This is a genomic window from Lysinibacillus sp. NPDC097231 (assembly GCF_044761885.1).
Classification (GTDB): domain Bacteria; phylum Bacillota; class Bacilli; order Bacillales_A; family Planococcaceae; genus Lysinibacillus.
Genome location: NZ_JBIWDH010000004.1, coordinates 72,779 through 95,464, shown reverse-complemented (window position 1 = coordinate 95,464; position 22,686 = coordinate 72,779). Strand labels below are relative to the sequence as shown.

Annotated in this window: 18 protein-coding genes; 7 read left to right on the top strand and 11 right to left on the bottom strand. The window is 32.6% G+C overall.

Annotated features, from left to right (window positions below; translation table 11 throughout):
- Positions 1-14: 14 nt before the first annotated feature.
- The 11 genes from ACIQXF_RS04660 to ACIQXF_RS04610 all read right to left on the bottom strand — a co-directional run bounded on the left by ACIQXF_RS04660 (position 15) and on the right by ACIQXF_RS04610 (position 17,283).
- The gene (locus tag ACIQXF_RS04660; RefSeq protein WP_402779665.1) at positions 15-3,251 is read right to left on the bottom strand and encodes a hypothetical protein; all 3,237 of its coding nucleotides are present in this window, start codon (positions 3,249-3,251) and stop codon (positions 15-17) included.
- Positions 3,252-3,307: 56 nt separating this feature from the next.
- Entirely contained in the window at positions 3,308-3,478 is a 171-nt protein-coding gene (locus ACIQXF_RS04655) for a hypothetical protein (protein ID WP_402779663.1), read from the bottom strand.
- 43 nt (positions 3,479-3,521) lie between these two features.
- The gene (locus ACIQXF_RS04650) at positions 3,522-6,314 is read right to left on the bottom strand and encodes a phage tail protein (protein ID WP_483869723.1); all 2,793 of its coding nucleotides are present in this window, start codon (positions 6,312-6,314) and stop codon (positions 3,522-3,524) included.
- 26 nt (positions 6,315-6,340) lie between these two features.
- Positions 6,341-7,108, bottom strand: coding sequence for a phage tail domain-containing protein (locus ACIQXF_RS04645; protein WP_402779659.1), 768 nt, complete (start codon positions 7,106-7,108; stop codon positions 6,341-6,343).
- A 27-nt stretch (positions 7,109-7,135) separates the two neighbouring features.
- Complete coding sequence (locus ACIQXF_RS04640; RefSeq protein ID WP_402779657.1) at positions 7,136-12,811, bottom strand: peptidoglycan DD-metalloendopeptidase family protein; 5,676 nt, start codon at positions 12,809-12,811, stop codon at positions 7,136-7,138.
- Positions 12,812-12,833: 22 nt separating this feature from the next.
- Positions 12,834-13,328, bottom strand: a complete 495-nt coding sequence (locus tag ACIQXF_RS04635) for a hypothetical protein (RefSeq protein ID WP_402779655.1) — start codon at positions 13,326-13,328, stop codon at positions 12,834-12,836.
- A 67-nt stretch (positions 13,329-13,395) separates the two neighbouring features.
- The gene (locus ACIQXF_RS04630; protein ID WP_402779653.1) at positions 13,396-14,394 is read right to left on the bottom strand and encodes a hypothetical protein; all 999 of its coding nucleotides are present in this window, start codon (positions 14,392-14,394) and stop codon (positions 13,396-13,398) included.
- A gap of 17 nt (positions 14,395-14,411) precedes the next feature.
- Positions 14,412-15,185, bottom strand: a complete 774-nt coding sequence (locus ACIQXF_RS04625) for a hypothetical protein (protein ID WP_402779651.1) — start codon at positions 15,183-15,185, stop codon at positions 14,412-14,414.
- The gene (locus ACIQXF_RS04620; protein ID WP_402779649.1) at positions 15,182-15,724 is read right to left on the bottom strand and encodes a hypothetical protein; all 543 of its coding nucleotides are present in this window, start codon (positions 15,722-15,724) and stop codon (positions 15,182-15,184) included. Before ACIQXF_RS04620 ends, ACIQXF_RS04625 begins: the two co-directional genes overlap by 4 nt.
- Positions 15,725-16,226: 502 nt before the next feature.
- A complete protein-coding gene (locus ACIQXF_RS04615; RefSeq protein WP_402779647.1) occupies positions 16,227-16,703 on the bottom strand; it encodes a hypothetical protein in 477 nt (158 codons plus the stop codon).
- Between the two features lie 76 nt (positions 16,704-16,779).
- Positions 16,780-17,283: a sigma-70 RNA polymerase sigma factor region 4 domain-containing protein gene (locus ACIQXF_RS04610; RefSeq protein ID WP_402779645.1), complete on the bottom strand. Its 504-nt coding sequence runs from the start codon at positions 17,281-17,283 to the stop codon at positions 16,780-16,782.
- 216 nt (positions 17,284-17,499) lie between these two features.
- Here ACIQXF_RS04610 and ACIQXF_RS04605 point away from each other — a divergent pair, with 216 nt between their 5' ends.
- The 7 genes from ACIQXF_RS04605 (at position 17,500) to ACIQXF_RS04575 (ending at position 22,682) form a co-directional block, all read left to right on the top strand.
- Positions 17,500-18,816, top strand: a complete 1,317-nt coding sequence (locus ACIQXF_RS04605; RefSeq protein WP_402779643.1) for a ParB N-terminal domain-containing protein — start codon at positions 17,500-17,502, stop codon at positions 18,814-18,816.
- A gap of 10 nt (positions 18,817-18,826) precedes the next feature.
- A complete protein-coding gene (locus tag ACIQXF_RS04600; protein WP_402779641.1) occupies positions 18,827-19,813 on the top strand; it encodes a phage lytic cycle repressor MrpR family protein in 987 nt (328 codons plus the stop codon).
- 192 nt (positions 19,814-20,005) lie between these two features.
- Positions 20,006-20,470, top strand: a complete 465-nt coding sequence (locus tag ACIQXF_RS04595; RefSeq protein WP_402779639.1) for a hypothetical protein — start codon at positions 20,006-20,008, stop codon at positions 20,468-20,470.
- Positions 20,471-20,532: 62 nt separating this feature from the next.
- Positions 20,533-20,709, top strand: a complete 177-nt coding sequence (locus tag ACIQXF_RS04590; protein ID WP_402779637.1) for a hypothetical protein — start codon at positions 20,533-20,535, stop codon at positions 20,707-20,709.
- A 435-nt stretch (positions 20,710-21,144) separates the two neighbouring features.
- Positions 21,145-21,336: a hypothetical protein gene (locus tag ACIQXF_RS04585; protein ID WP_402779635.1), complete on the top strand. Its 192-nt coding sequence runs from the start codon at positions 21,145-21,147 to the stop codon at positions 21,334-21,336.
- A gap of 159 nt (positions 21,337-21,495) precedes the next feature.
- Complete coding sequence (locus ACIQXF_RS04580; RefSeq protein WP_402779633.1) at positions 21,496-21,912, top strand: 3D domain-containing protein; 417 nt, start codon at positions 21,496-21,498, stop codon at positions 21,910-21,912.
- A 239-nt stretch (positions 21,913-22,151) separates the two neighbouring features.
- The gene (locus ACIQXF_RS04575) at positions 22,152-22,682 is read left to right on the top strand and encodes an NfeD family membrane protein (protein WP_402779631.1); all 531 of its coding nucleotides are present in this window, start codon (positions 22,152-22,154) and stop codon (positions 22,680-22,682) included.
- Positions 22,683-22,686: the final 4 nt, after the last annotated feature.

Below are 22,686 nucleotides of genomic sequence, written 5' to 3'. Positions count from 1 at the left end.
AACTATATCCTCCTTTATAATATTTGACCTCCACCTTCAATAGTTTGTGGTATCGTTCCAGTGATAGTATTGCCTGTACCGATCTTACGTACAGTAGATGCACGATTAAATATACCAGTAGCATTCCCTGTTCCAGTAATATTTGATATCAAGGCATTGGCACAATTATCGAAGTATACTCCGTACTGCGAAGCATTAGGAATTTCACAGTTACTTAATTGTACTATTCCACAGTTGAGGAAATAAGTCTTTATGTTCGCTGATGATGGTGTCATATCGAAGTTAAGTAATAACACATTTTGAGATTCTGATGCTGAGATTCCTGCGCTAGTTAATTTGGTTTTAGCCGACGGTAATGAGCCTTTAATCTCAACAAGGCTTGAACATTCTCTAACCCTAACCATCCCCACGCGATCATTATCGCCAAATATTACTGCAAGCCTCGATCCTGTTAAGCCGTTAACCTCTATGATGTCACCATGATCAAATCCTGAACTCATACAAATTATCACGCTAGCATACTCAATAACTTTACCCAAAGCCATAAGGGCGAATCGTATTGTTTTTAAAGGTTGTGTTTTTGTTCCGTCTCTAGAGATGTCGTCTTTACCATTCACAGGGTCTACATAGATACTAGATACTGACGTATTGCCTGCGAAAATGTGGAAACCGTTTGGTGTACTCCATCTTGACCACTTGTACTCTAATTCTTCTTTTCTAAACCTAGAGAGCACTAGTTGAATACTTAATGTCTCGAATTTAAGTGTCTGCAATGTCAATACTTGACCTGTTTCTCTTACTACTGTAGAAACAATGATAATACCTTTATCAGTCTTATCTATGTTATTAAAATATCCTGGTAGTGGTGGTGTAGGTAGTCCTGTACACTTATCCCATTGGAACATGTATGTGCCTGCTGTTGTAAGTGTATTTAAATCACCTTCGAAGTACTCAGCTTTATCACCTGCACCAGTCTCAACAACTTCCCACTGGTTTTCATCATTCTTTACAGCTAATTCATTATTAAAATAGCGTATTCCATGAGCACCTTCTTCAGACAGTACATCTTCTTCCAAATGTTCAGCGAGTTGTTTTTTTAATATCTTAACCGTTTCAGCCGATGCTACTTTATCATCTCCACCTGTTATGAGGTCATTGACAATTTCAACTTTTCCACTAGTATTATTAATAGCTTCCTGTACGTCCTGCCCAAGCTTATCTAGCCCAACTGAACTAGGTGTTAGCAATGTACCTGAAAAGCCGTTAGGAACTTCACTAGATGCATTTTTTAACACTATTATTAATACATTGTTATCTTCAATATCAGATATAGGATTATCAGGTATTTCAAGTGTATATCCTGAACCAGCGTCACCAGTGATATTCCATGACTCTTTATCTAAGATACCTCTATTATGGAAGACCAAAAGAGAGTCTGTTGCTCCGTCATAACTGTTTGTAGGTAATTCCCATGCCTTCTGGTTTTCAATTATTGCAGATAACGTATACGGAATGAAGAAACTATTACCACTAGCCTTTTTTATAGCGTCTTGAACATCTTGTCCTAATTTCTCTAGAGATACTGTACCATCTTCTAATAAACTACCACTAAAACTTTCTGTACCGTCAGTAGGGAGGTTCTTAAAAACCATAATTCTTACGTTATTGTCAATAACTTTCTTAATAGGATTATCAGGAATATTCAATGTGTATCCATTAAATGCATCACCAGAAATATCCCATGAGATAGTGGATAGGTTGCTACCATTATGAAAGACAATGATAGAATCATTATTTTTATCATATGAGTTTTTAGGTAATTCCCATGATTTTTGATTTTCCTGAGTGGTAGTCAAGTCATAAGTAATAGTACTGAATTTTCCACCACCTGAGCCACTTCCGAAGCCTCCACCTTCAATCCATTCAGAATCATTAATAATAGAATTTGAATTCTTGGAACGAGAGCGAGTATAAGTTTTACCTGTAGTTTTAGAGATAGCAAAATAAAACATTGTAGTCATATCATCATTTTTGTTAAATCCTACGTATGTATGGTAATCCTCCATTTCATCAGGCATTGTATTATCGCCTTGATGGTGAATAACATTATAAAATCCAGATTTACTCAGATTAAATAATTCGGATGGGGGAGTGATGTCTTTCGCATTAGTACTACCAATACCATGCTCAGTTACAAATGACGTTACTTTGTTTTCAGTATCATCTAGTTCTGATTGTGTTATTGCATCAATATCATATGCAGATAGTGGGACGTTTCCGTCAACATCTGGAGAAATTCCATTTACACTAACTACTGAACCATTTCCGTCAATACCTCTCTGAGCTACTAGTCTCCAATATGTATTTTCTCTAACTGGTAAGATAGGCAGTGGATTGTGTTGTGTATCTTGTAATGCAATCCAAGTCGAACCGTTATGTAGAACAGTGTTATTCTTCTTATACTGTTTAGATAAAACAAATTCACCAACAGATTTAGCTTCATCAATCAATAATTGTGCATTGTTAGTGGTTTGCACTGCTTCATTAATTACAGTGTTTATATTATCAATAGATTGATTAGCATTTTGTATAGTATGGTCTACTTCTAATAGAGCATCATCTACTTCTTTTAATTTAGTATCAGCAACAAGAAGCTTGTCATTTACCTCAACAATCTTATCATCCATTTCGTTAATCTTGGCAGTTGCATCAGCTATTACTTGTTCGCCTCTATCAATAACATCTCTTGCGTCATTAGTAGTGGTAATAGCGTCATTGGTTGCTTCTCTTGCATCGTCAGTAGCTTGCGTAACTTCATCTAATTTTTCATTTAAAGCTCCAAGTGCATCTAATGCATGTTTACCACCTTCAACAATATCTCCCAGTGTTTCAACTACTGTTTTATCTTCTAATTTCGTATAAATAGAGTGTGGGCTATAATAATGATTTCCTTCACCGACATACTTAAAATGTAACTGTTTTCCCACATGAATAGTGTTAAAAGTAACTAGTTTGTTAATGTAGTCCACTTTAAATGCATTTTCAGTGATTTGACCTTCCTTAATTTCATACCAAGTAGTATTATCATCAGAAGTAACTATAACTCGATTCAATTCATTAGGAATTTCAGATAATAAAACTTTGCCATCACCTGTGACAACAAGTGTTTCATTCATATTATTGAAAGGGGAGTCAGGAGTACCTTTGCGTCTCTCAATAACTACCGCAGGACTACCTTCGTATCTTTTCATAATTTACCTCCTTATAAAATAAAAAAGTACCTAGCTAAATGATAACTAGACACTCTCTATATTTTGTGAATACATTCAATATGATGCTTATTAATTATTAAATCTCCAATTGGCACAATAACATCATCTGATTCTTTGATTGTTTTTGATAATTCTGATGCATTATACGACTCTATTTCTGTTTCAAATTCTTTGTTATTTTGTAAAATAATTTTAATTTTATCCATTATTATTCCTCCGTTTAAATAATATTTATATTTTATGTAATCTTTATTCATGACCCATAAGTGCCTGAATGAATACTGTAGCATCTAATCTACCTAATTGACTGCTGTACAAATCTATTACATTCCATTGACCTCTAGTTAAGTAAGGAGTTATGTTTAAATTGTATTTATCAATGTTAAATTTACCGCCTAACTCTATATCTCTATTTACTCCGTTAATATGTATAGATATTTGCCTAGCTGAATAACCCTTATATATTCCATGTGAAATAGGGTGGGAGTGGGCAGGTACTGTAAATGAATGTTCATGTGAAGGTATATATATACTATGATCATGTGGAGGTATATAAACGCTATGAGTATGAGCATCTACTGTAAATAAGTGCTTATGAACAGGTAGGTCAATACTATGTTTATGACCAATTACATCTCGATAAGTGTGACTGTGACCTGCCGATGGATCAGTTTGACCAGTACCATATATAACATCAATACCGCTGTTTCCAGATGTAACAATGGCGTTACCTCCATTTTCAGTAGATTTGAACGTACCACCGCCACTTTCAGTAGAGCCGTAATTACCGCCTCCAGAACCAGTTGAACCGTAATTACCGCCTCCAGAGCTAGTGGTTGAATAAGTGCCACCGCCACTCTCAGTAGTTTGACTGTATGCTCTAAATTCTAGTATTTTAAACCTTAGCAATGCTTTTTTTATGGATAAAGTTTGTTCAGGAATATACACATATAGGGTAAGAGGGTGATAACCATCTACATTATCTGTTCTTCCTTCTTGCCATGTCTGTAACATCCCATCTTCATCTAGTACAACTTGATTTCCACTTTTACTATACATCTGTAATCCATATTTACCTGTTGTATATTCTCCCAATCGTACACGCACATTTTCATTATTATCTTTAATAGTAAGTAAATTACCATTGATAGTGAATGTTCCATTGTTATCACCAATTATTAGTTTTTCACCAAGTATTAATTTTCCGATAATCCTTTCACCGATGATTCCTTCTGGTGTTAGGGCGTGAAGGAATGTGTTACCGCCATCATTAGATAATCCAACTACTCCATGCTGCATTACCAATAAACGTTTTGGGTCGTTAGGATCGGTAATTACTATGCCTTTTCTGGAGATATCAACGCTCTCGTTTACTCCTGCTTTTATATCTCTTTCAATAGCAGACCACGTATCATTAAGTATTTGTCCAATCTCATGCGTATTTTTAGTTGTTTCATCCCATTTAAACTTAGACATGTCAAGCGTTGTAGAGCTTGATACAGTTCTATTAAATAACTCTTTTAGGGTCATAAAGCCATTCTTTATATCATGAGCATTAGCAATTTCAATACTTAAACTATTGGCATCTTCTGCATGTTTAATAGATATAATTTTAGCTAAAATATCTATACCAAAGTTAGGGTATTTGATTGTAACTAAATCACCTAAAACAAGTTTATCCCAATCACGTTGACAACTTACAACATTTAAAAAATCTACAACATCAATAGTATACGAAATACGAGGTTGACTAACTTTAAGTAATTCTTTTTTACCTTCTTCATATAAATCATCAACTTCAAAAATACTTGTATTTGACCATACTAATTCATTAGCAAACTTTTCACGTTCAATAATTTGTTCACGAGTGAAGTTATTTTCAATGGATATTGTATTTTTTAATACAGTAATTTCATTGTCAATACTCTTCAAAGAATTATTAACAACATCGATTTCAGCATTCTTACTTGCGATTTCAGCTAACTTGTTAATCTTATTTGTAATATGTACATCAGTAGGTAACATGGTTGCATTAGCTACTGCTAATTCATCTTCAATAGTATGTAATTGGGTTTGTAATACGAACAATTCATTTTGCTTACTTTGTAAATTTTCCAGAATAGGCTTTTTACGTTCAAGCAATTTTGTAAATTCACCTTGTTTACTTTCAAGTAAAGCATTGTAGTCAAGGATGGCATGACATAGTGAATCGGTCATATAGTTTGAATGTGTAATTATATTTCTTGTATTTTCATCACGTTCGAAAGGATACATGTAGAAATCAAATGACTCAATAAACGGAACACCTGTTGGATTTACACTAGCAAAGGAAATTCCTTCATTTCCGTAAACATATAACCTTGTAACTACTGAATCGAAGTCAGGATTTTCTTCTAATGACTTTAAATACTTACCATGCTCAATAGATAAGCCTTTATTTACGCCAATATTTTCGTTCTTATAAAAGTTTATTTTCTTATTAATGGTATCCCAAATGATAACAGCATCATATAAGTCTGATAATTCACCAATAAACTCAATTAATCCTTGTTCACTAACATCAAATGTCCGATGCTTTTGGGCGATATCTACATCAATGTAACCAACTGACCAATCTGATTTGACAAGTAAAGTTTCATTTAAAACTCCTTCTGAACCTACATCAGAATAAAGAGGTTTTGTCCCACTAAATTCTCTGATAATCTTTTTGTTTAATTCGTATGGAAGTAAAAAACATTGAACATTTTTAACTTCAATTCCATTATTGGTCGTATTCTTAGGATTAGTAATTATAAAGTATTCCTTATCATGTCCACGCTCATAGCGAATTAAATAGTGACCTCTAATCAAATCAACATTCTTATTTTGTACAGATTTATGATTACGATTTACCATAAACGGGATATCAAATGTCAATTCATGGATTCCATTATAATTTGTCATTAAATTTTTGTTGTATGCTTCAGATAATTCAGCAATAGTAGTTCTATCTGGTTTACATAAATATAGTCGAGACTTTTCAGGTTTTTTATATCTATCAATTATTCCTAACAGTATAGTTACCTCCTTTACCCTTTGATGTAGTTTTGATACCTAAATAACAAACTACAAGCACCTGTCACTTCTAAGCGATTTATACCTCTCACTAATTCAAGGTAATTATTGTTGAAATTATCGTAACGGTAGGTGAGGGTGATATCCGTTTCAATATGATGATGTTCATTGTCTACATAAATAGTTTCTGCATTGGCGATATTTATAAATTTAAAATCTTTACCACCATTAGACAGGTTTCTAATTTGAAAATTACCATCATACATATTGTAAATCCACATTTCAGGATAAATTACTTCGTCCCCGATATTTTCAAATTCAATGATGGTAGGGGATGTAATATTAGTTAATTCATATCGTCTTTCTTGTACTGGAGAACGAGCGTAAGGGGAATCATTTAACATAGTTACTTCTATATATCCCTCATCACCACCATTACGAGTCAATTCTACTAATCCTTGATACTGAAAATAATAGTATTTATCAGGCTCATCTTCTGTATAAAATTCTTCAAATGTAGAAATATCTAGCCATCTTGCAACTTCTCTACGTTTACTATCTGTCCACTGTTCGCCATCTATACACGCTAATACAAGTTTAAACTCTAATGGGTCATAGTCTGAACCGAATACATATGGAGTATTATTTCCAGCAATCTTTTCAGACAATATCTTCTTATTAGGCAAATAATTTGTCTGATGCATTCCACCGTTAAGACTTACCAAACTGACTCCGATTTCTGATGAATGTCTACCGTTGTAATAAAAGTTTAGAGAGTTCAAGTTATGTACTACACCTCCATTTTATTATCATAATTTAAACCCATAAGGCTTCATTTTATCAATTAGTCTATTCATGCCTTGGTCAAGTAATCTATCTATATCTAGATTTGCGTTCTGCGATACGTTTTCAATAGACAGTAAATTGTCAATGCGAATTGTACCGCCTTGAGGACGTTGTACTTTGAAATCAGGGATTGCAGCACGAATATTCGTAAACATATTAGATATATTATTTTCTGGAACAAATAATTCTCGTTTAAGGGCAAGAACAGTCTCTTCACTTGGTTTAGTATTGAATAGTTTGTTAGTAAGCTCAGTCAATTGATTGCCTTTACCGCCTACAATACCTCCACTATGGTATTTTTTGAGATTCTTTAATGCATCATAGGAACCGTCTTGGAATCCGTATTGCTTACGTAATTTTTCGTTTTCAGCATTTAAACGTGCTTTTTCCGTTGCCGATGCAGTTTCCCATGATTTCTTATTAGCTAAGTATTGTTGCCAAGCATTATCTCTAGCAGTATTAGTAGGCGTAGAACTATTAGAAGACGAATTATTAGTATTTGAACTAGAAATAATAGAACCACTATTTAAGTCAAAATTTTGATTTGGAATAGAGACGTTACCTAAGCTTCCTTGCAATTGAGTAATTTGGTATATCTTATTTTGTAATTCTTGCCAACTTAAACCCAAATCTTCAATTAAGTCTTTATTCATATTCTGAAAGTCGCCTAAGAAAGTGCTAAGTTTTTCACTCATTGCATCAACATTACCATTAATAATTTGAGAACGTAAATCAGCATAATATTTCTCATTATTAATTAATTCATCGTAATGATTTACAATTTCCTTACGTTCTTTATCCAATTGCTCTTTCGTAGCCTTATACTTATCTTCTTCTAACTTTTTCTTAGCCTCTAAGTCCTTATTGTATAACTCTAACTGATTATCTAACGCTTCTTTAGCGGTATTATAATTATTGTCCTCAAGTTCTTTCTTTGCGTCATGTTGAGATATATAAGTATCTAGTTCATCTTGTAGATTTTGTTCACGCAATTCGTACTGTCTATCATTTTGTTTTTCAGCAATTTGCTCACTTATATTTGCTAACTCTTCTTCTAGTTTTTTACGTTGTAATCTTGCTTCCCTAGAATCATCCATTGATAACTCATTGATTTTAGCAACAATAGTAGCTTCTTCTTTTTGAAGTTTGCCAATATCCTTGTCGAAACTTTCTTCTTCTCGTTGTTTTCTCATTAAATCTAGTTGACGTTTAATAGCATCTTCAAATGCTTTAGATTCTTCATCTAACTTCTTCAACTTGTCTTTATGAGCTTTATCGAGTACGTCCATTTGATCTTTTATAGATTCTTCGTATGCTTTAGCATCTAGGTCATAAGCTTTTATTGTATTTTCATACAATTCTTCCAATTTTTTAATTTGCTCGTCTTTTAATGCCAATTCATAATCACGTTGTTGACCATAGGCATCTTTCATTGTACTAATTAACTCATCTGCTATATCAGAATTAATACGTATGATTTCAGATTGAGTTTCTAGCCAAGTAGAAGATAGCTCTTTAAGTCGCTCTGTTTTTCGTTCAATTTCCTTAATCGATAATTTGTCAAGTTGGATAGATTTACGCAACGCTTCGGCTTCAGCTTCGTATGCTTTTTGTTTTTCATATAACTTAGAGATAATATTTTTCTGTTCATCGTTATATTCTTTTGTACCCTTAACATGCATATTCATCAGAGTAGTCGAAAGAGAAATAGAATCATTTAGTTTTTCTATTTTTTTATCAAATTCAGCAATCTTACTGTTTTCAATCTTTTCGTCTACACCTTCTATACTTTCAGCAACATCCCACCAAGTTAATGATAATTCGCTTAGTTGAGTAGTTAATTCATCTTTATAATCAGGTGATATGTCAGTACGTTTAAGCTGTTCACGAATGAAATCTGCCTCTTTATGCAATAAGTCTTGCTTATACTTTAAATGCTTAGTTTCTTTTTCTAGCTCATCACGATATTCTTGAGAATGTTCTAGTTGTTGACTAGAGAGAATATTAGATTTTTTAATAGAACGGTCTATACCTGCAATAAGATTAGTGTAGCGAGCTATGTCAGCATTAATTGATTCTTCATTCAACTTTTCAATCTTTTCTCTAGTAGCCATCGCATCTTTTTCTGCACTTATGCTATCCGATTTAGCTTGGTCATGTGCTTGTTGACTAGTATCAACTGTAGATACACCACCAGAAGTAGTGGAGACAGAAACTTTACCAGAACGAATCTGATTTACATACGAAGTTGGGTCGATTAACTTTCCGTTTAAACTTTGCTCATAATGTACGTGGGGACCCGATGAATTACCAGTAGAACCAATCGTACCAATTTGAGTACCTACTTGTACATAGTCACCAATTTTTGCAACGACATTATCCATATGAGCCATGAGATGTTGTACGCCAGAATCATCTTGAATAATAACTAGGTTTCCATAAGTCCCATTTTTACCATTAGCTAAAGCATCTCCTGCTTTAATCACTTTACCGCTAACAGGAGCATCTAATCTAGCTCCAAGGGAACCATCTAAATCTATACCACGATGGAACTCAGGTTCACCATTTAAAATTCTATTTCCATATCCACTATTGGTTTTTCCGCCAAACCCATTAATTTTTCCGTTCGATGTAGTAGAAGTAGAGGATGATGAATTGCTAGAAACATTACCAGTTTGCTGAATTTTACCTGACGCAATTTGAGCTTTAAGCGCTTTAACTTGATCTTCCTGTACAGCTAATTTTTGCTTTTCAAGTTTAATTTGTTCTTCTATTGCTTTTTTATATTCAGCAGAATGTTTAGGGAATCTAGATTGTATCTTTTGTTGTTTTTCAATTTCTAGATTTAGCTCTTCTAGTTTTTGTTTATACGTGTCAGTTATGTAGATTGATTCTTTAGTTGTTTTATTGGACTCTTTTTGTGCCTTATCTGATTTCCCAATTGAATTAACGATGCCCATAAGGGAGTCAGCATAATCTGATTGAGCGCCTGATAGAGTAGCTAATTCAGCTAGTTTTAATGTAGTTTTATCATACGCTTGCATAGACGCCTTTTCTTTTCGTAACAAGTCCATATCATTATAGACATCATACTTATCGTTAGCACTCATTTTATTGATAGTCGTATTGTATTCATTTTGAAGTTTATTTAGTGCTATAATTTCAGCGTTGATATTGTTAATGCGTTTATTTGTTTCCTCAAGGTGAACCATAGTAGCTTTACCTTCAGCAGTCATTTTACCTGCCGCAGCTAATTCATAAGCTTTAAGTAATGCTTGATTGGCTTTATTTTCAGCTTCAATAACTTTAATTTTTTCAGCATCTAATGACATTAATTTACCGTCTTGATCAAGAAGAGAGGGATAAAGTTTATTCAAGCTTTTCATGACAAGATCACGAGAATTCAAAATATTAACAAGGCGTTGTTCTTCAGCGGTTAAATTACCTTTTTGACTAAGGTTACGAATTTCTTCCTCGTTATAGCCTTGTAATTTATTAGTTAACATCTCATATTGGTATAGTAAATCTGAAGTATCATTTACTTTTTTCTGAGAGACTCCCGCTAGCTTTTCGTAAATTGTTGTAAGTTTTTCTACTTCATTTTTAGTGCCTTCAACTTTCTCTTTCGCTTCAGCGAATGTTAAGTTATTAACCTTCATTTCGTGCGATAACTCTTTTTGTTTCTGAGTAGTATCCTCATATCGCTGTTTTAACGCTGCCATAATGCTGTTTACTTCTTTTTCGCTTAAACCAAGCTTTAAAAGGTCGCCAGATATATCCCCCATCTTATCCTTAGCCTTATTTGCCATTGAGTCAAAAGTTTCAGAAGTAGCATTCTCCATGTTTTGGAAAGAACCTATTATATCATTAATTACTGTATCGGCATTTTTATTCGAAAATAATGATGTTAACGATTCCTGTAAATTGTCTAGTTCACCAATATCTGTAGCTTCAATTAAGTGAGCTGCAAATCCTTCAGCATTGTTTTTTAGACTATCGCTTAATTTGTCGTTTTCACTTATTACATGAGCAATGTTAGAAATATAATCCAATTTTTGCGCTGAAATATTTTGAGTAAGCTGTTCTTCGTTAGCGCTTATTTCATCCATATAATGCTTAACAGAAATGCTCATTTTTTGATAAAAATCTACTAAGCCACTATTACCACTTTTCACAGCATTAGACTGGAGTTTATCTAATTCTTCTAGTTTTTTTTCGAAATCTGCCACTGTTTTAAGTAGTGGTTCACCTTTTTCATCCGAAAATCTTAATGTATATTCTATGCTAGGAGCTGAATCAGAAAAATAATTTAATTTATCAGCTGCATCTATTACTAAAGATTTTTGGTCTTTTTGAAGATCAGAAATTGTTGATTTACGTGTTTCAATATTACCATTACGCTCTTCTTGTGCAGCCCGTTCAGCAATTTGTGCTTCTATAGCTTGCTGTTCTTTAAGGAGTCCAACTTTAACTTTCAAAGCTTCTGCTGAAACAACAATCTTATTACCGAGTTCATCCTCTCGATCAACAATATTTGGTAGGATTTCGCCAAGTTGATTTGAAATATCTCGGTATTCAGCAATGATAGTAGGGTCAGTATTTCCTAATGCCATAGCATTTTCTAATTGAGAGTATCTTTCTAGTTGACTATCAATTTCACTGGCATTCGAAGTATAGGAATCCAATATTTCTTGGTCTTTAGCTTTTAATTCTTCTATCTTCTGTTTTTTCTTTTCGTGGCTTTCAATAATTTTATTAATTACAAAATCTCCAACGGTTGCAATAGCGTTAAATTTAAGTAGATTTCTTGGGGAAAAAGTAAGTCCAGTAATATCTTCTCCAAGTGTTTTAAATGTAGAGGCTAGACCTATTCCATCCATAATTGAAGATGCAAATGACTTTGAGTTCTGTGCAGCTACTGTAGTATTTTTTCCAAACTCAGCAATACCTTGATTAATTTTTTCTAATTGGCCAGGTATTTCTGAGATGCCTGCTATATTTAAACCTTCTCCAAGCTGGATATTTGTAATTTGGGTATTTAATTCGGCAATTTGGGATGTTAATTGTTCGAAGGTGGTTGTGTCTGCATATGCTCTTTGTAGTTCATAGATGTTAGATAAATTGGTTTCTAAAACTTGCAGATTTTGTTGGGTTTCTTGAATGCCAACAAATTTAAATTGATTAGTAGCGACCGATTCCATTTCCGATTTCAGCTGTGAGACTATTTTTTTAAGGGATTGGAGGTCGCCAGTAGGGACTTTTGCTAGCTGTTTATAAAATGAGCTTACATTTATTTTTATATCTCCAAATGCTTTATTAAGAGTATCAACTGATTTTACAGAAGAAGTAACTTGTTGTTTAAAATCATCGAAAAATGAAAGGGAAGGGGATGCTCCGCTTCCAACATTTTTAAGTTTTAGATTAAAAGCTTCTAATTGTTGTTCTAATGCTTTAATTTGTTTGGCATACTCGTTAAAAATTTGAGTGTTTTGTCCTTTTACTTCTAAGTTAACGGTTAGATTTGGTATGTTTTTTAAATTTTTTATGTATGTATTAATATTTTTTTTCGAAATCTGATCATTGATACCTAGAGCAACTAATAGCTCCGTTGATTTTGTTTGTCCACCACCAGTACTCAAACGATTTTCCCTCCTAATTCTCTCACTTGCTTATGTCATCTACATTGGCTTGTAAATTGGTGAGCTCTTTCTCTAGTTCTAAATATTTGATGCTTAAATTTAGTCGCTTACTAATTTCCTCTAACACATTGGAAATCTCATGAATCGTAAACATGTCAGTTAAAAATAATTCATACCAGCCAATGTCGACTAGATGGTTCATCGTAGCAAAATGAGTTTCAATTGGTTTATCCTTTAATTCACTTTGTAAGTCAGTAAAATGTTTGATGATTAAAAATAGAATGTAATTATTTAATTCATGATCATTTTGAAAGAAATCCAATTTGTTTTGTTGAACATATTCAATTGTGTTGGCTAAATCACTTATCAAAATTGTAATTTTACGTTTGCTAAATTTTGGATAATAATAAATAAACTTTCCTTGGTCTTTATCAATGTAAAATTTTTGCTTCTTATTTAAGGCATCCGCATTTTTTTGAATATCAGCTAATGTTAATTTCGTTTCACGGTTTGTCATCTCTGAACTCCTTCAATAGAAATAGAAAAGGGTAGAGATAAACTCTACCCTTTTTATATTAATTCACTTAAATAATATCTACAGCAATTGTTTCACTAAATGTACCATCAGTTACTTCAATCATCGTTTGATCATTTGCTTGTGCAGAAGCGCCTAAAGCAACGACACCATCTGCACTAACGCTTGCGATTGATGGAGCTTTAGATGTCCAAGTTAAATCACTATTTTGTAAAAGTACATTACCATAGCCTGCACCTCGAATACCTAATACGGTAATGCGTTGAGAATCACCAGCAATAGAAGAATCGAGAACTAAACGAGATGGATTTGCAGCAAGTGTAGTGAATTGTACTTTTTCCTCAGATAAATTACGAAGTTTGATATATGCATAGTTTCCTTTTTTATCTGACAGTGCGCTACCAGCTAGAGAGGAAGATGCAACACCTTCATGTGTCATGGAAATTTCCACAGCTCCGTTAGGTTTGAAGTTTGGCACTTCAATAATGACTTCACCCGTTTTTCCGTTATTAGAACGAATGTCTACATTTAATTCCATACGAACAGCCTTAGGGAAGGAATCCGCAGAGATTTCAATTGTATCCATCATTTCCTGAACAGCATAGACAACCTGAACCTCTTTTCCAGCTAAAGCAGGTACAGAGATCTCTTTACCAGTAGGGGCATATTGAGTGAACATACCGTTTAACTGCTCCACATGTACCTTACCGATAGGTGTTTCAGCTAATGTTCCTTTACCATTTGCATCAAGTAAAATAATTTCGTCCGTGTAGTATTCAGCAAGTTGATGATTGATTTCTGTACCATTTTGTAAAGCGATATAGGCAGTATCAAAAGCAGCATCTTCAATGGAGAATGTTAATTCCTTTTGATAGTTGAGCTCGTAGACCTTTTTAGAGCCTTTACCAGCGTGAATTGCCTGTGTTTGAATGGCTTGTGTCATAGATGAATTAAGTAGTGTTTTACCATTTAAAATTAATTCATCCGTTAAGCGATCAAATAAGCGAACATTTGCTACTGAAGTTAAAAATTGTTGTTGTTGTGTCATAAAAAATTACCATCCTTTTAGTTATTATTTTTATTTGAACTAGGCTCAAGTCCTAGTTTTTTCATTTGTTGGTCAAATGCTGATTTCGTAATAATGACATCCTCATTTTTCTTCGGCTCTTCAATATGGCCTAACCAATAGGGGAGATCTTGTTCATTTTTAAATTCAATCATCCCAGAGTAGCGTGCATGAAGAATGGCATCACTACTTAAAATATAGTCCATGCGAATTAATCCTTTGTGGAATTGATATAGAGTTAAATGCTCAATTTCATGGTAGGGTAAGCCGGATTTACAATGATAGGCAATTATTTGTTGTTCTAAATCTGCTTGTCTTGTTTTTCTTTTAGCCATAAACGCACGAGCTTCTTGAATGGCCTTCTTAGTACCAGGATCGATAAATTCATCATCTAAATCAATAAGATTTTGTTCACTAATGATGGTCTTGATGTTATCAAAATCACGCTCATGCAAAGAGATGCCATTGACAAGCATTAAAGCCATACCTTTTTCATTCGTCGAAATTTGTATATCCTCAGTTTTGAAAACCAAACGATATAATGAAATAAGTTTATCTAGTATTTCATGGCCACCGTCGTTTTGAGCCATGACCAATAAAAATAAGAAGTAAGACATTCTTATTATTTCTGGTTGTTGAAAATCGTTTTTAGGTAAAAGTAAGCACTGCACAGCATCATAAAATTCATCTGCATCCTTCATTTTTACAGGATAAATATTTAATCCTTTATATAAAAGAGGTTTCCCAAATGCCTTTTTAGTGGTGATATTCATGATCTAAATCCCTTAGGCTGTTGTCCTGAAGGCATTATGTAAATCCAACGATAACCTACGAAGCCTTTAGGCACATTTGTAATGGGGAGTCCGCTATGGAATCTTAAATCCCCAAATTCCTCAACATCCTCTTGAAACAAAACTTCATTCAGCACTTCACCGAGCCAATCAAGGCGAAAATCAATATTATTAACAAAATCAGGTGTATAAATATCAAAAATATATTGCTGAGTGCTTGAATAAGGATTATCGGTAAATTGATTTAGGTTTTTAAGATAACTTTTTTGAGGCATACGAGGACCTGTGTATAAACAGATTCTACAAATGTTTGTTTCTAATGCTAAATCACTAGTTTTATCACCAATAACTATTAAACTGTCGAGTATACTATCTTTCTCAGGTAATTGAGATACATCCACTTTTAAGTCGTCAAGTGGATCATCTAATCGATCTTTTGGTATGTAGTACAGTAAACGAAGGAGTTTTTCATCATTTACCAATGAGTGATAAAATTCTGTTATGTTTTTTACTATTTTCATTCTCCTTTATCCTCCTAAAGAAGAGCGCAATTTTGAAGGTTTCATTATAAATTTAATTAGAAAAAGAGGTTATGTATTTTTACATTAATTCAAACATACAATGGTCATCACCTTCTTTCATTTAATAGAAGATAGCCTTTAAGATAATCATGCTAGGGCAAACTATTTTATTACATTTACTTTAGTTCAGATCCCTCTTTTATTAATATGAAACCTTCATGATAGGTCTGTAAGTAGGTTTAACTTCTTTCAGCAGAAATCTTCCATCTCTATAGGTGGTGAGATGAATGCAGGTTTAGATTACTTTTCAGCGGATGTCCAAACACCTGCTGAAAGAAGTTAAAGCCTCCGGCGGATGTCACGGAATCGGAAAGGAGTTCTTTGTGCAAGCACAAAGCCGATTCCGGACGCAATTATGCCAAGGCATAATTGATCCTAAATTACAGCCCTATTAGAAAGTTTCATTCATTTAATTAATATGTATTTTGAATTAATTTATGTATTAGATAGAATCTTCTTCTACATCTTCAATGCCAAAGGCGATAGCTTCGAAATAGGAAGTATTTGAAAATGTGTTATGTCTGCTGGAACCTTTTTTCATTTCTTTTTGCTTATAGTGAGAGAGTACGTAATTATCTTGTAATCGATGTTGTGAATTTTGGTTTTTAAGTAATTTTGTTATTTCTCTACGTCTTTTATTACGTTTTTTAGTTTCCTTAATATAATTTAGGTTTTCTTCTTCTAGTAACAGTTCTTCTCTAGTGAAATATCCTTTTGTCATATAATAGCCTAGCATATCTAATAAAATGATTGTATTATGAGTCTGAGAGGTTGAACTTAAATATATTTCTAGAGTGATCTCCTCACCTCGATAAACGATTTTCTCATTTTCTAGAATGGATTGTATGTATTGAACTCTATCCACTATTGGAAGCTCTAAATTCAACTCAATTATCGTATTAGGTAATTGTAATTTCATATGTATTCTCCTTCTACTTATTAAGGTGACTAGTGTATATGTAAATCCACTTTTTTCGCCCAAACGAGTGAAACGTTTATTTTTTGCATTTCTTACATTGTGAATGGAACAAATCTTTACTACTACTATTTAAGCTAAAAAATTCATCTGTTGCTGGAAGAATATCATTACATTTACTACATTTTTTTGTTTTTAAATGTAATGTATTTATATAGGTAACTTTTCTCCACTGTCTATCGTTCTCTTGTTTAATTCTAAGACAAATGGTATTAAATCTACTTCCGACTGTTTTAACAGGTATTCCTAAAATTTTTCCTATAGTATAATGAGAATAGTCTTTAGCAATATACTCCAACAGCAAAATCTGCTCCTCGTTTAAAGATTTTTTAATTAATTCATCTAAATCGGCAAATAAACTGATGACATCTGTGTTCATTTTTAAAGAATTTGTTGCGCAAATGCCTTGGTTGAAGTTTGTATCGTCAATTGAACCTCTAAAAGTTAGCAGTTCTTTAATGACTGTCGTATCTGATAATACTAGTTGCTTATATTTTGTATCTTTACTTGTTTGAAAAGCCATAACCTCATCTCCTTTTATTTTTCCATATTTATGTTTTTTTATTATAAACCTATTAATAAATAAATCAATATTTTAAATTAATTTATTTATTAAATTACATAAACTTCTAATATATATTTTAAATCAATTAATTTAAAAACATTACATTTTAAATTATCGTATGTTACTATTAAATTGATTATATTTAGAATTGGAAAAATGAGGGAGTGCAGAGAGTTGAAGGTTGGAAAAACTAAAGAACTATTAATTGAAAATATTAAAGCGAAGATACCCTTGTTAGTTCAAAATGATTTAATTTTAGATGAGATTTCAATACAGCTTCATAAACATAACATTAGTATAGGTAATATCCTTGAAATGATTAATGATGAGAATGTACTTAGAGAAGCGAATTTACAGGAACTATTATTGCTAGGAGAACAGCTTCATTTAAAATTTGCTGACACTGATGATGACTGGGGAGTAGAATGGCTTAATCCTTCAGAAATAAAAGAGTTAAGGTTGTACATAAAAGAATCACCATATGAAGAAATTCTCGCGTTACCATATACTTTTGAAAATGTTCTTAAAACTGGACACAATGAGTATGTCGCAGTAATTCCAAATGCAGTTATTGGTAAACTTTGGATGAGTGGAATTACAATGTATAACCCAAATATTCAACGGCAAGCAAGGAAGAAAAAAGTGAAAAATGGAATTATTGAGGTAATGAATTTAAATCCCAAATCTTTACGAGATATTGAAAAACAAACTTTAGAGGGAGATTTAATAACTTCTACTCTACGTTACAATGCAAAAGTAGGCTCTGGAACGGATGGGATAGAATTTATTTATGATGAAAAAGAAAAAGCACTTACATTGCTAGAAGGTGCTTTATTAGATGTTTTAGATGGGGCGCATCGAACTTTCTCAATCTATAATGCCTATATGAAGAAGGCTGATTTGGCAGGAAATATGATAGTCATTTTTTCTAATATGACAGAGGCTCAATGTAAACGGGTTCAGGTAGATATGGCAAAAGCCAATCCAATCCCTAAACCGAGATTACAAGAATTAGCTAAAGATAAATTATCAGACGAGGTTGTCATTGAATTAAAAGCTGATGGAGAATTAAAAGGGAGAATTACATCCAATTCTAATGTTAAATATTCATTTGGTGAAGTGGTTACTTTTTCTGAATTATCTAATGCCATCGATCAAAGCTTTCATTTAGAAAATCGTCTAGAAGTCATAAAAGTGGCAAAAGTGATAAATGACTATATGATGTATCTTTTTGCGTATTATAAGGCAAATTTATTTGCTAAAAATTCTTTAATGTTTAAGAGCAGAATGTTTATAGGTCACATTGAATTAGCGGCTAGAATGTTTGAGCATAATATTCCATTTGAAAGCTTAAAAAAGGTTTTAGACAAACTTGATTTTACAATCGATAATCCTTTATGGGAAGAAATTGGCGTGCTTAAATATGGTAGTTTCAGTTCACGGAGTAGAACAAAAATCCAAAATGTATTTCAACAATTAATTCAAGAATGAGGTGTAAAAAATGCTTAAAGAAAATGTTTTTAATAAAGATATTAAAGAATGGTATCTAAAATCATTAGATGTCCAAGAAAACAGCCTTACTACTTATTTATCGTTATTTAATAAAGCAACGTTGCTAGAACATCAAAAAAATAAAGATATATTTGATATGAATAAGGTAGAGCTGGAAGAGTTATTTTATAGTTTAAAGTCACCAAGCCCACAATCCATAAGCGCCTCTATCAATTTTATAGCAAGATATATAGACTGGGCAATTATGAACGGCTATACAAATAATCGTGCACAAAGGCTTCCTAGTAGTATTGATATGGAATACTGTAGTAAATTCGTCTATAAAGCGTCAATTGTACGATATACAAGAGAGCAATTATTAACGTATATGCATTTGTTTGATGATCAAAGACATGCCGTTTTTCTCCTATGTTTATTTGAGGGAATTAAGGGTGAGGGCTATAGTGAGATTTTGAATTTAAAGATGGAAGATTTGAAGAATGATAATGGAATCTTCCATGCTAAATTGACGAATAGTAAGGGGTACACTAGAACAATAGAAATCTCAGAAGATTTATATTGGAGGTTGGAGAGGTTAGATAAAGTATCTTCAACGAGTGTACAACCAAAGCAAGGCCAAAAATATTTTTCAGATAGTACTTATATATTCAAAAAAGCAAATACTAAGAGTGCGGATATTCAGCTTAGGGCATCATTTGGAAATAGAGCTTTGGATTTAGCAAAATCAATTTTTGACAACAGTAATTTGATAGCTAGTACAATGCAAGTATCCGGTATGATGTGGTATATATGGGAATTACTCAAACATAAAGAAGAAAAAGTTCTGGATAAAGAAATTCTCGATAAAGTTGCTAGTAAATATGATACTGGATATGTAAACAAAGATAGTAAGTATGTAAGTTATTCTATACTCCAGCATAAGCTAGATTTTGATTTTATGAAAAAAAATTATGGTTATTTTTATACTGAGTTATAGGACAAATAGTTTTTTATATTAAGTTATAGAACTGGTGAATACCAGTTTTTTTTATTTTAAAAAAATATGAAATTGTAAATATTCGCTAAAAAATAAACTTGAAAACGAACACTTGTTCGTGGTAATATGGAAACAAATATATATTTGGATTGTTACACTACTTGTTATAGCCAACATTAAGGAGGGATTTAAATGAATGATAAGGAGACAACGGCAATTTTAGAACTAGTAATTTATAAGGATAGAGATATTTCCTTGGAGTTAATGAATGATTTCTATGGCAGCATATCAAATGTGATTTTAAATGACGAAGGAGGTAATGCTCTTGTGTGTGAATGCATGGATAGCTCACTTTCTAGTTTAATTCTTATGGATAAATGGAATGATGATGAGGTAGAACTAATAAAGGGAATAGGTGATACCAAATTTATTTATAAAAAATCACAAGAATTGGTTATCCATTATGATAGTTTAGTGCAGTTGGATGACAATAAAGAAAATATTTATAGTGTTGTGGAATTCCAAAATATTATTTATTTATATAATGGATTCCAAAGAAAATCCATTATCGATAACACTATTACAAGTTTAAAAAGTCTCAAAGATTATTTAAATATTTACTATCCACGACATAAAATATTGGAAAGAATGAATTGAGTGCAACAGGGAGTGTCATAGATTTTTATAAATAAATTAATATAAAATAAGGAGTGTTTTACATGAAAAAATATTTAGTTAAGGATTTTGCATCTGAAATAGTTGAACAATCGAGAGGGAGAATCAGCATGATAGATGCTGAGGCACTTGCGATTGTATACCTTGCAAAAATGGAGAGTTTTAAACCAACAGAAAACATAAGGAGGATTGTTCAGGAAATGGTTAGGTGTAAACTTTAAAGTGTGATAAATACAAATCATGAAAGGAATGATAGGTGATATATACAGCATACGGAGTTAACGTATTAAAAGATAGTATGAGTAATAAATGGAGATTAGTTCATGAGGGGGATAATTCTATTTATTCTAATAAACCCCATTGTAGCAGCCTGAAAATATTTAGATAAATTAATTTAAAATATAATGAAAAGTGCTTACTGAATTGAAGCAAATGATAGGAAAGAGATTCTTTAGCACAATCAATTAGGTGAGCTATTTTAGGAAAAAATATCACAAAAAAAAGATTATGAACAATTATTAAATGAATTAATGGATAACTAATAGAATTAACTTTTATGGATATGCAAAAGAAGCAAAAATAAGCTTTTCTTTCATTAAGATAATGAAAAAGACAGGGTACGTGATTTGCACAATCAATTGAAAGGAAGGGGTTATATGATTATTAGAAAAAATGAAAAGGGATTAATGGTAGATTGTCATGCAATGGCATTAGCGTATGAAGAGATGGGGAATTTGAATTTAACTATTTCCAAAGAGATGGATCATTTGGAGTGGGAAGTAATGAAAGTGATAGAAGCTTTTTTAAAAAAAGAATGCACTAATGAATTAATTAATAATTATACATAAAACTATAAAAATACATATTTAAAAATGGTCCATAAGGGACTGTAATGGAGTTAATAGTATCATATGAATCAATATAAAATCATTTTATTCATATTCCTTATCTTACTTTTCTCCTTATTCATAAAAGATGATGTAAAGTGTGGGAATAATAACTTAGACTTGAAAAAAATATTACATAATACACCAAAGAATAGCTATGAAAATGCAATAACTTCAATCCATCGTAAGGCGGAGCAAATAAAAAAACAAAAATATCAAAGGCAACTAGAATTAAAGCAACAAATGCATGAACAGAAAGTTAGAAAAGAGCAGCAAAATTTAGAAAGGCAATATTCTAGTTTAAATGATCAGATTAATACAGAGTGGAAAAATTTTCACGCAACGTATTATGGTAATGATTGTAGAGGATGTAGTGGTATTACTGCTACAGGAATTAATGTCCAGGAAACAATATATTTTAAGAATTTAAGAATTGTAGCAGTTGATCCCACAATTATTCCATTAGGAACAATTGTTGAAATTAAAACCCCGAATGAAAGGTTCAGGGCGATTGCCGCTGATAAAGGGGGGCTATAAAAGGCTACAGGCTAGACATACTTGTAGAATCTGAAAAAATAGCAGCTCAATACGGTAGACATGATGTTCAAGTGCTCATCATCAAGTAAAGCTTAAATGAATAATAATTTTATACATATTAATTAGGGGCATAGTGTTTTAATGCTCCCCTTTCTTTATTCAAAAAATATCAAAAATTACGAAACTTTTTAAGGAGTGCATCCGTATAGTAGGTAATACAATGAAAAGGGGTGAGCAACTTGACGCTATTTGGCTATTCACTCGAGCAGATCTTTTTAGTGGTATTAATTTTCGCAGGCCTTGCAACGCTTTTATTTATGTTTTTTGGTGATGCTGTCGAGGGCATCGGAGAGGGTCTACCGATTTTTAATCCAAGTGTCATTCTATCTTTCATTACGTTGATGTCAGCAGCAGGATTTATTTTGGAGAAGTTAGCCTTCTTACCTAGCGTTTGGAATATTGTTGCGGCTGCTATCATCGGAGCTATTTTAAGTGCACTATTTTATTTATTCGTTTTAGTTCCGCTAAGATCAGCTGATGTTTCTTTAGCCTATACAGAAGAGTCGCTTGGTGGTCAGCTTGGGAAGGTCATCGTCCCAATCCCAAGAGACGGTTTTGGAGAGGTTGTTATTGAAACGACAAGTGGCATGATTTCGAAGCGAGCAACAGGTTTTGATAATGAGGCGATCGACTATGATTCGACGGTACTTGTTGTAGAAGTTAAGGAAGGAACACTTTTTGTAAGATCCTACGAGAAGAAATTTTTATAAAGGA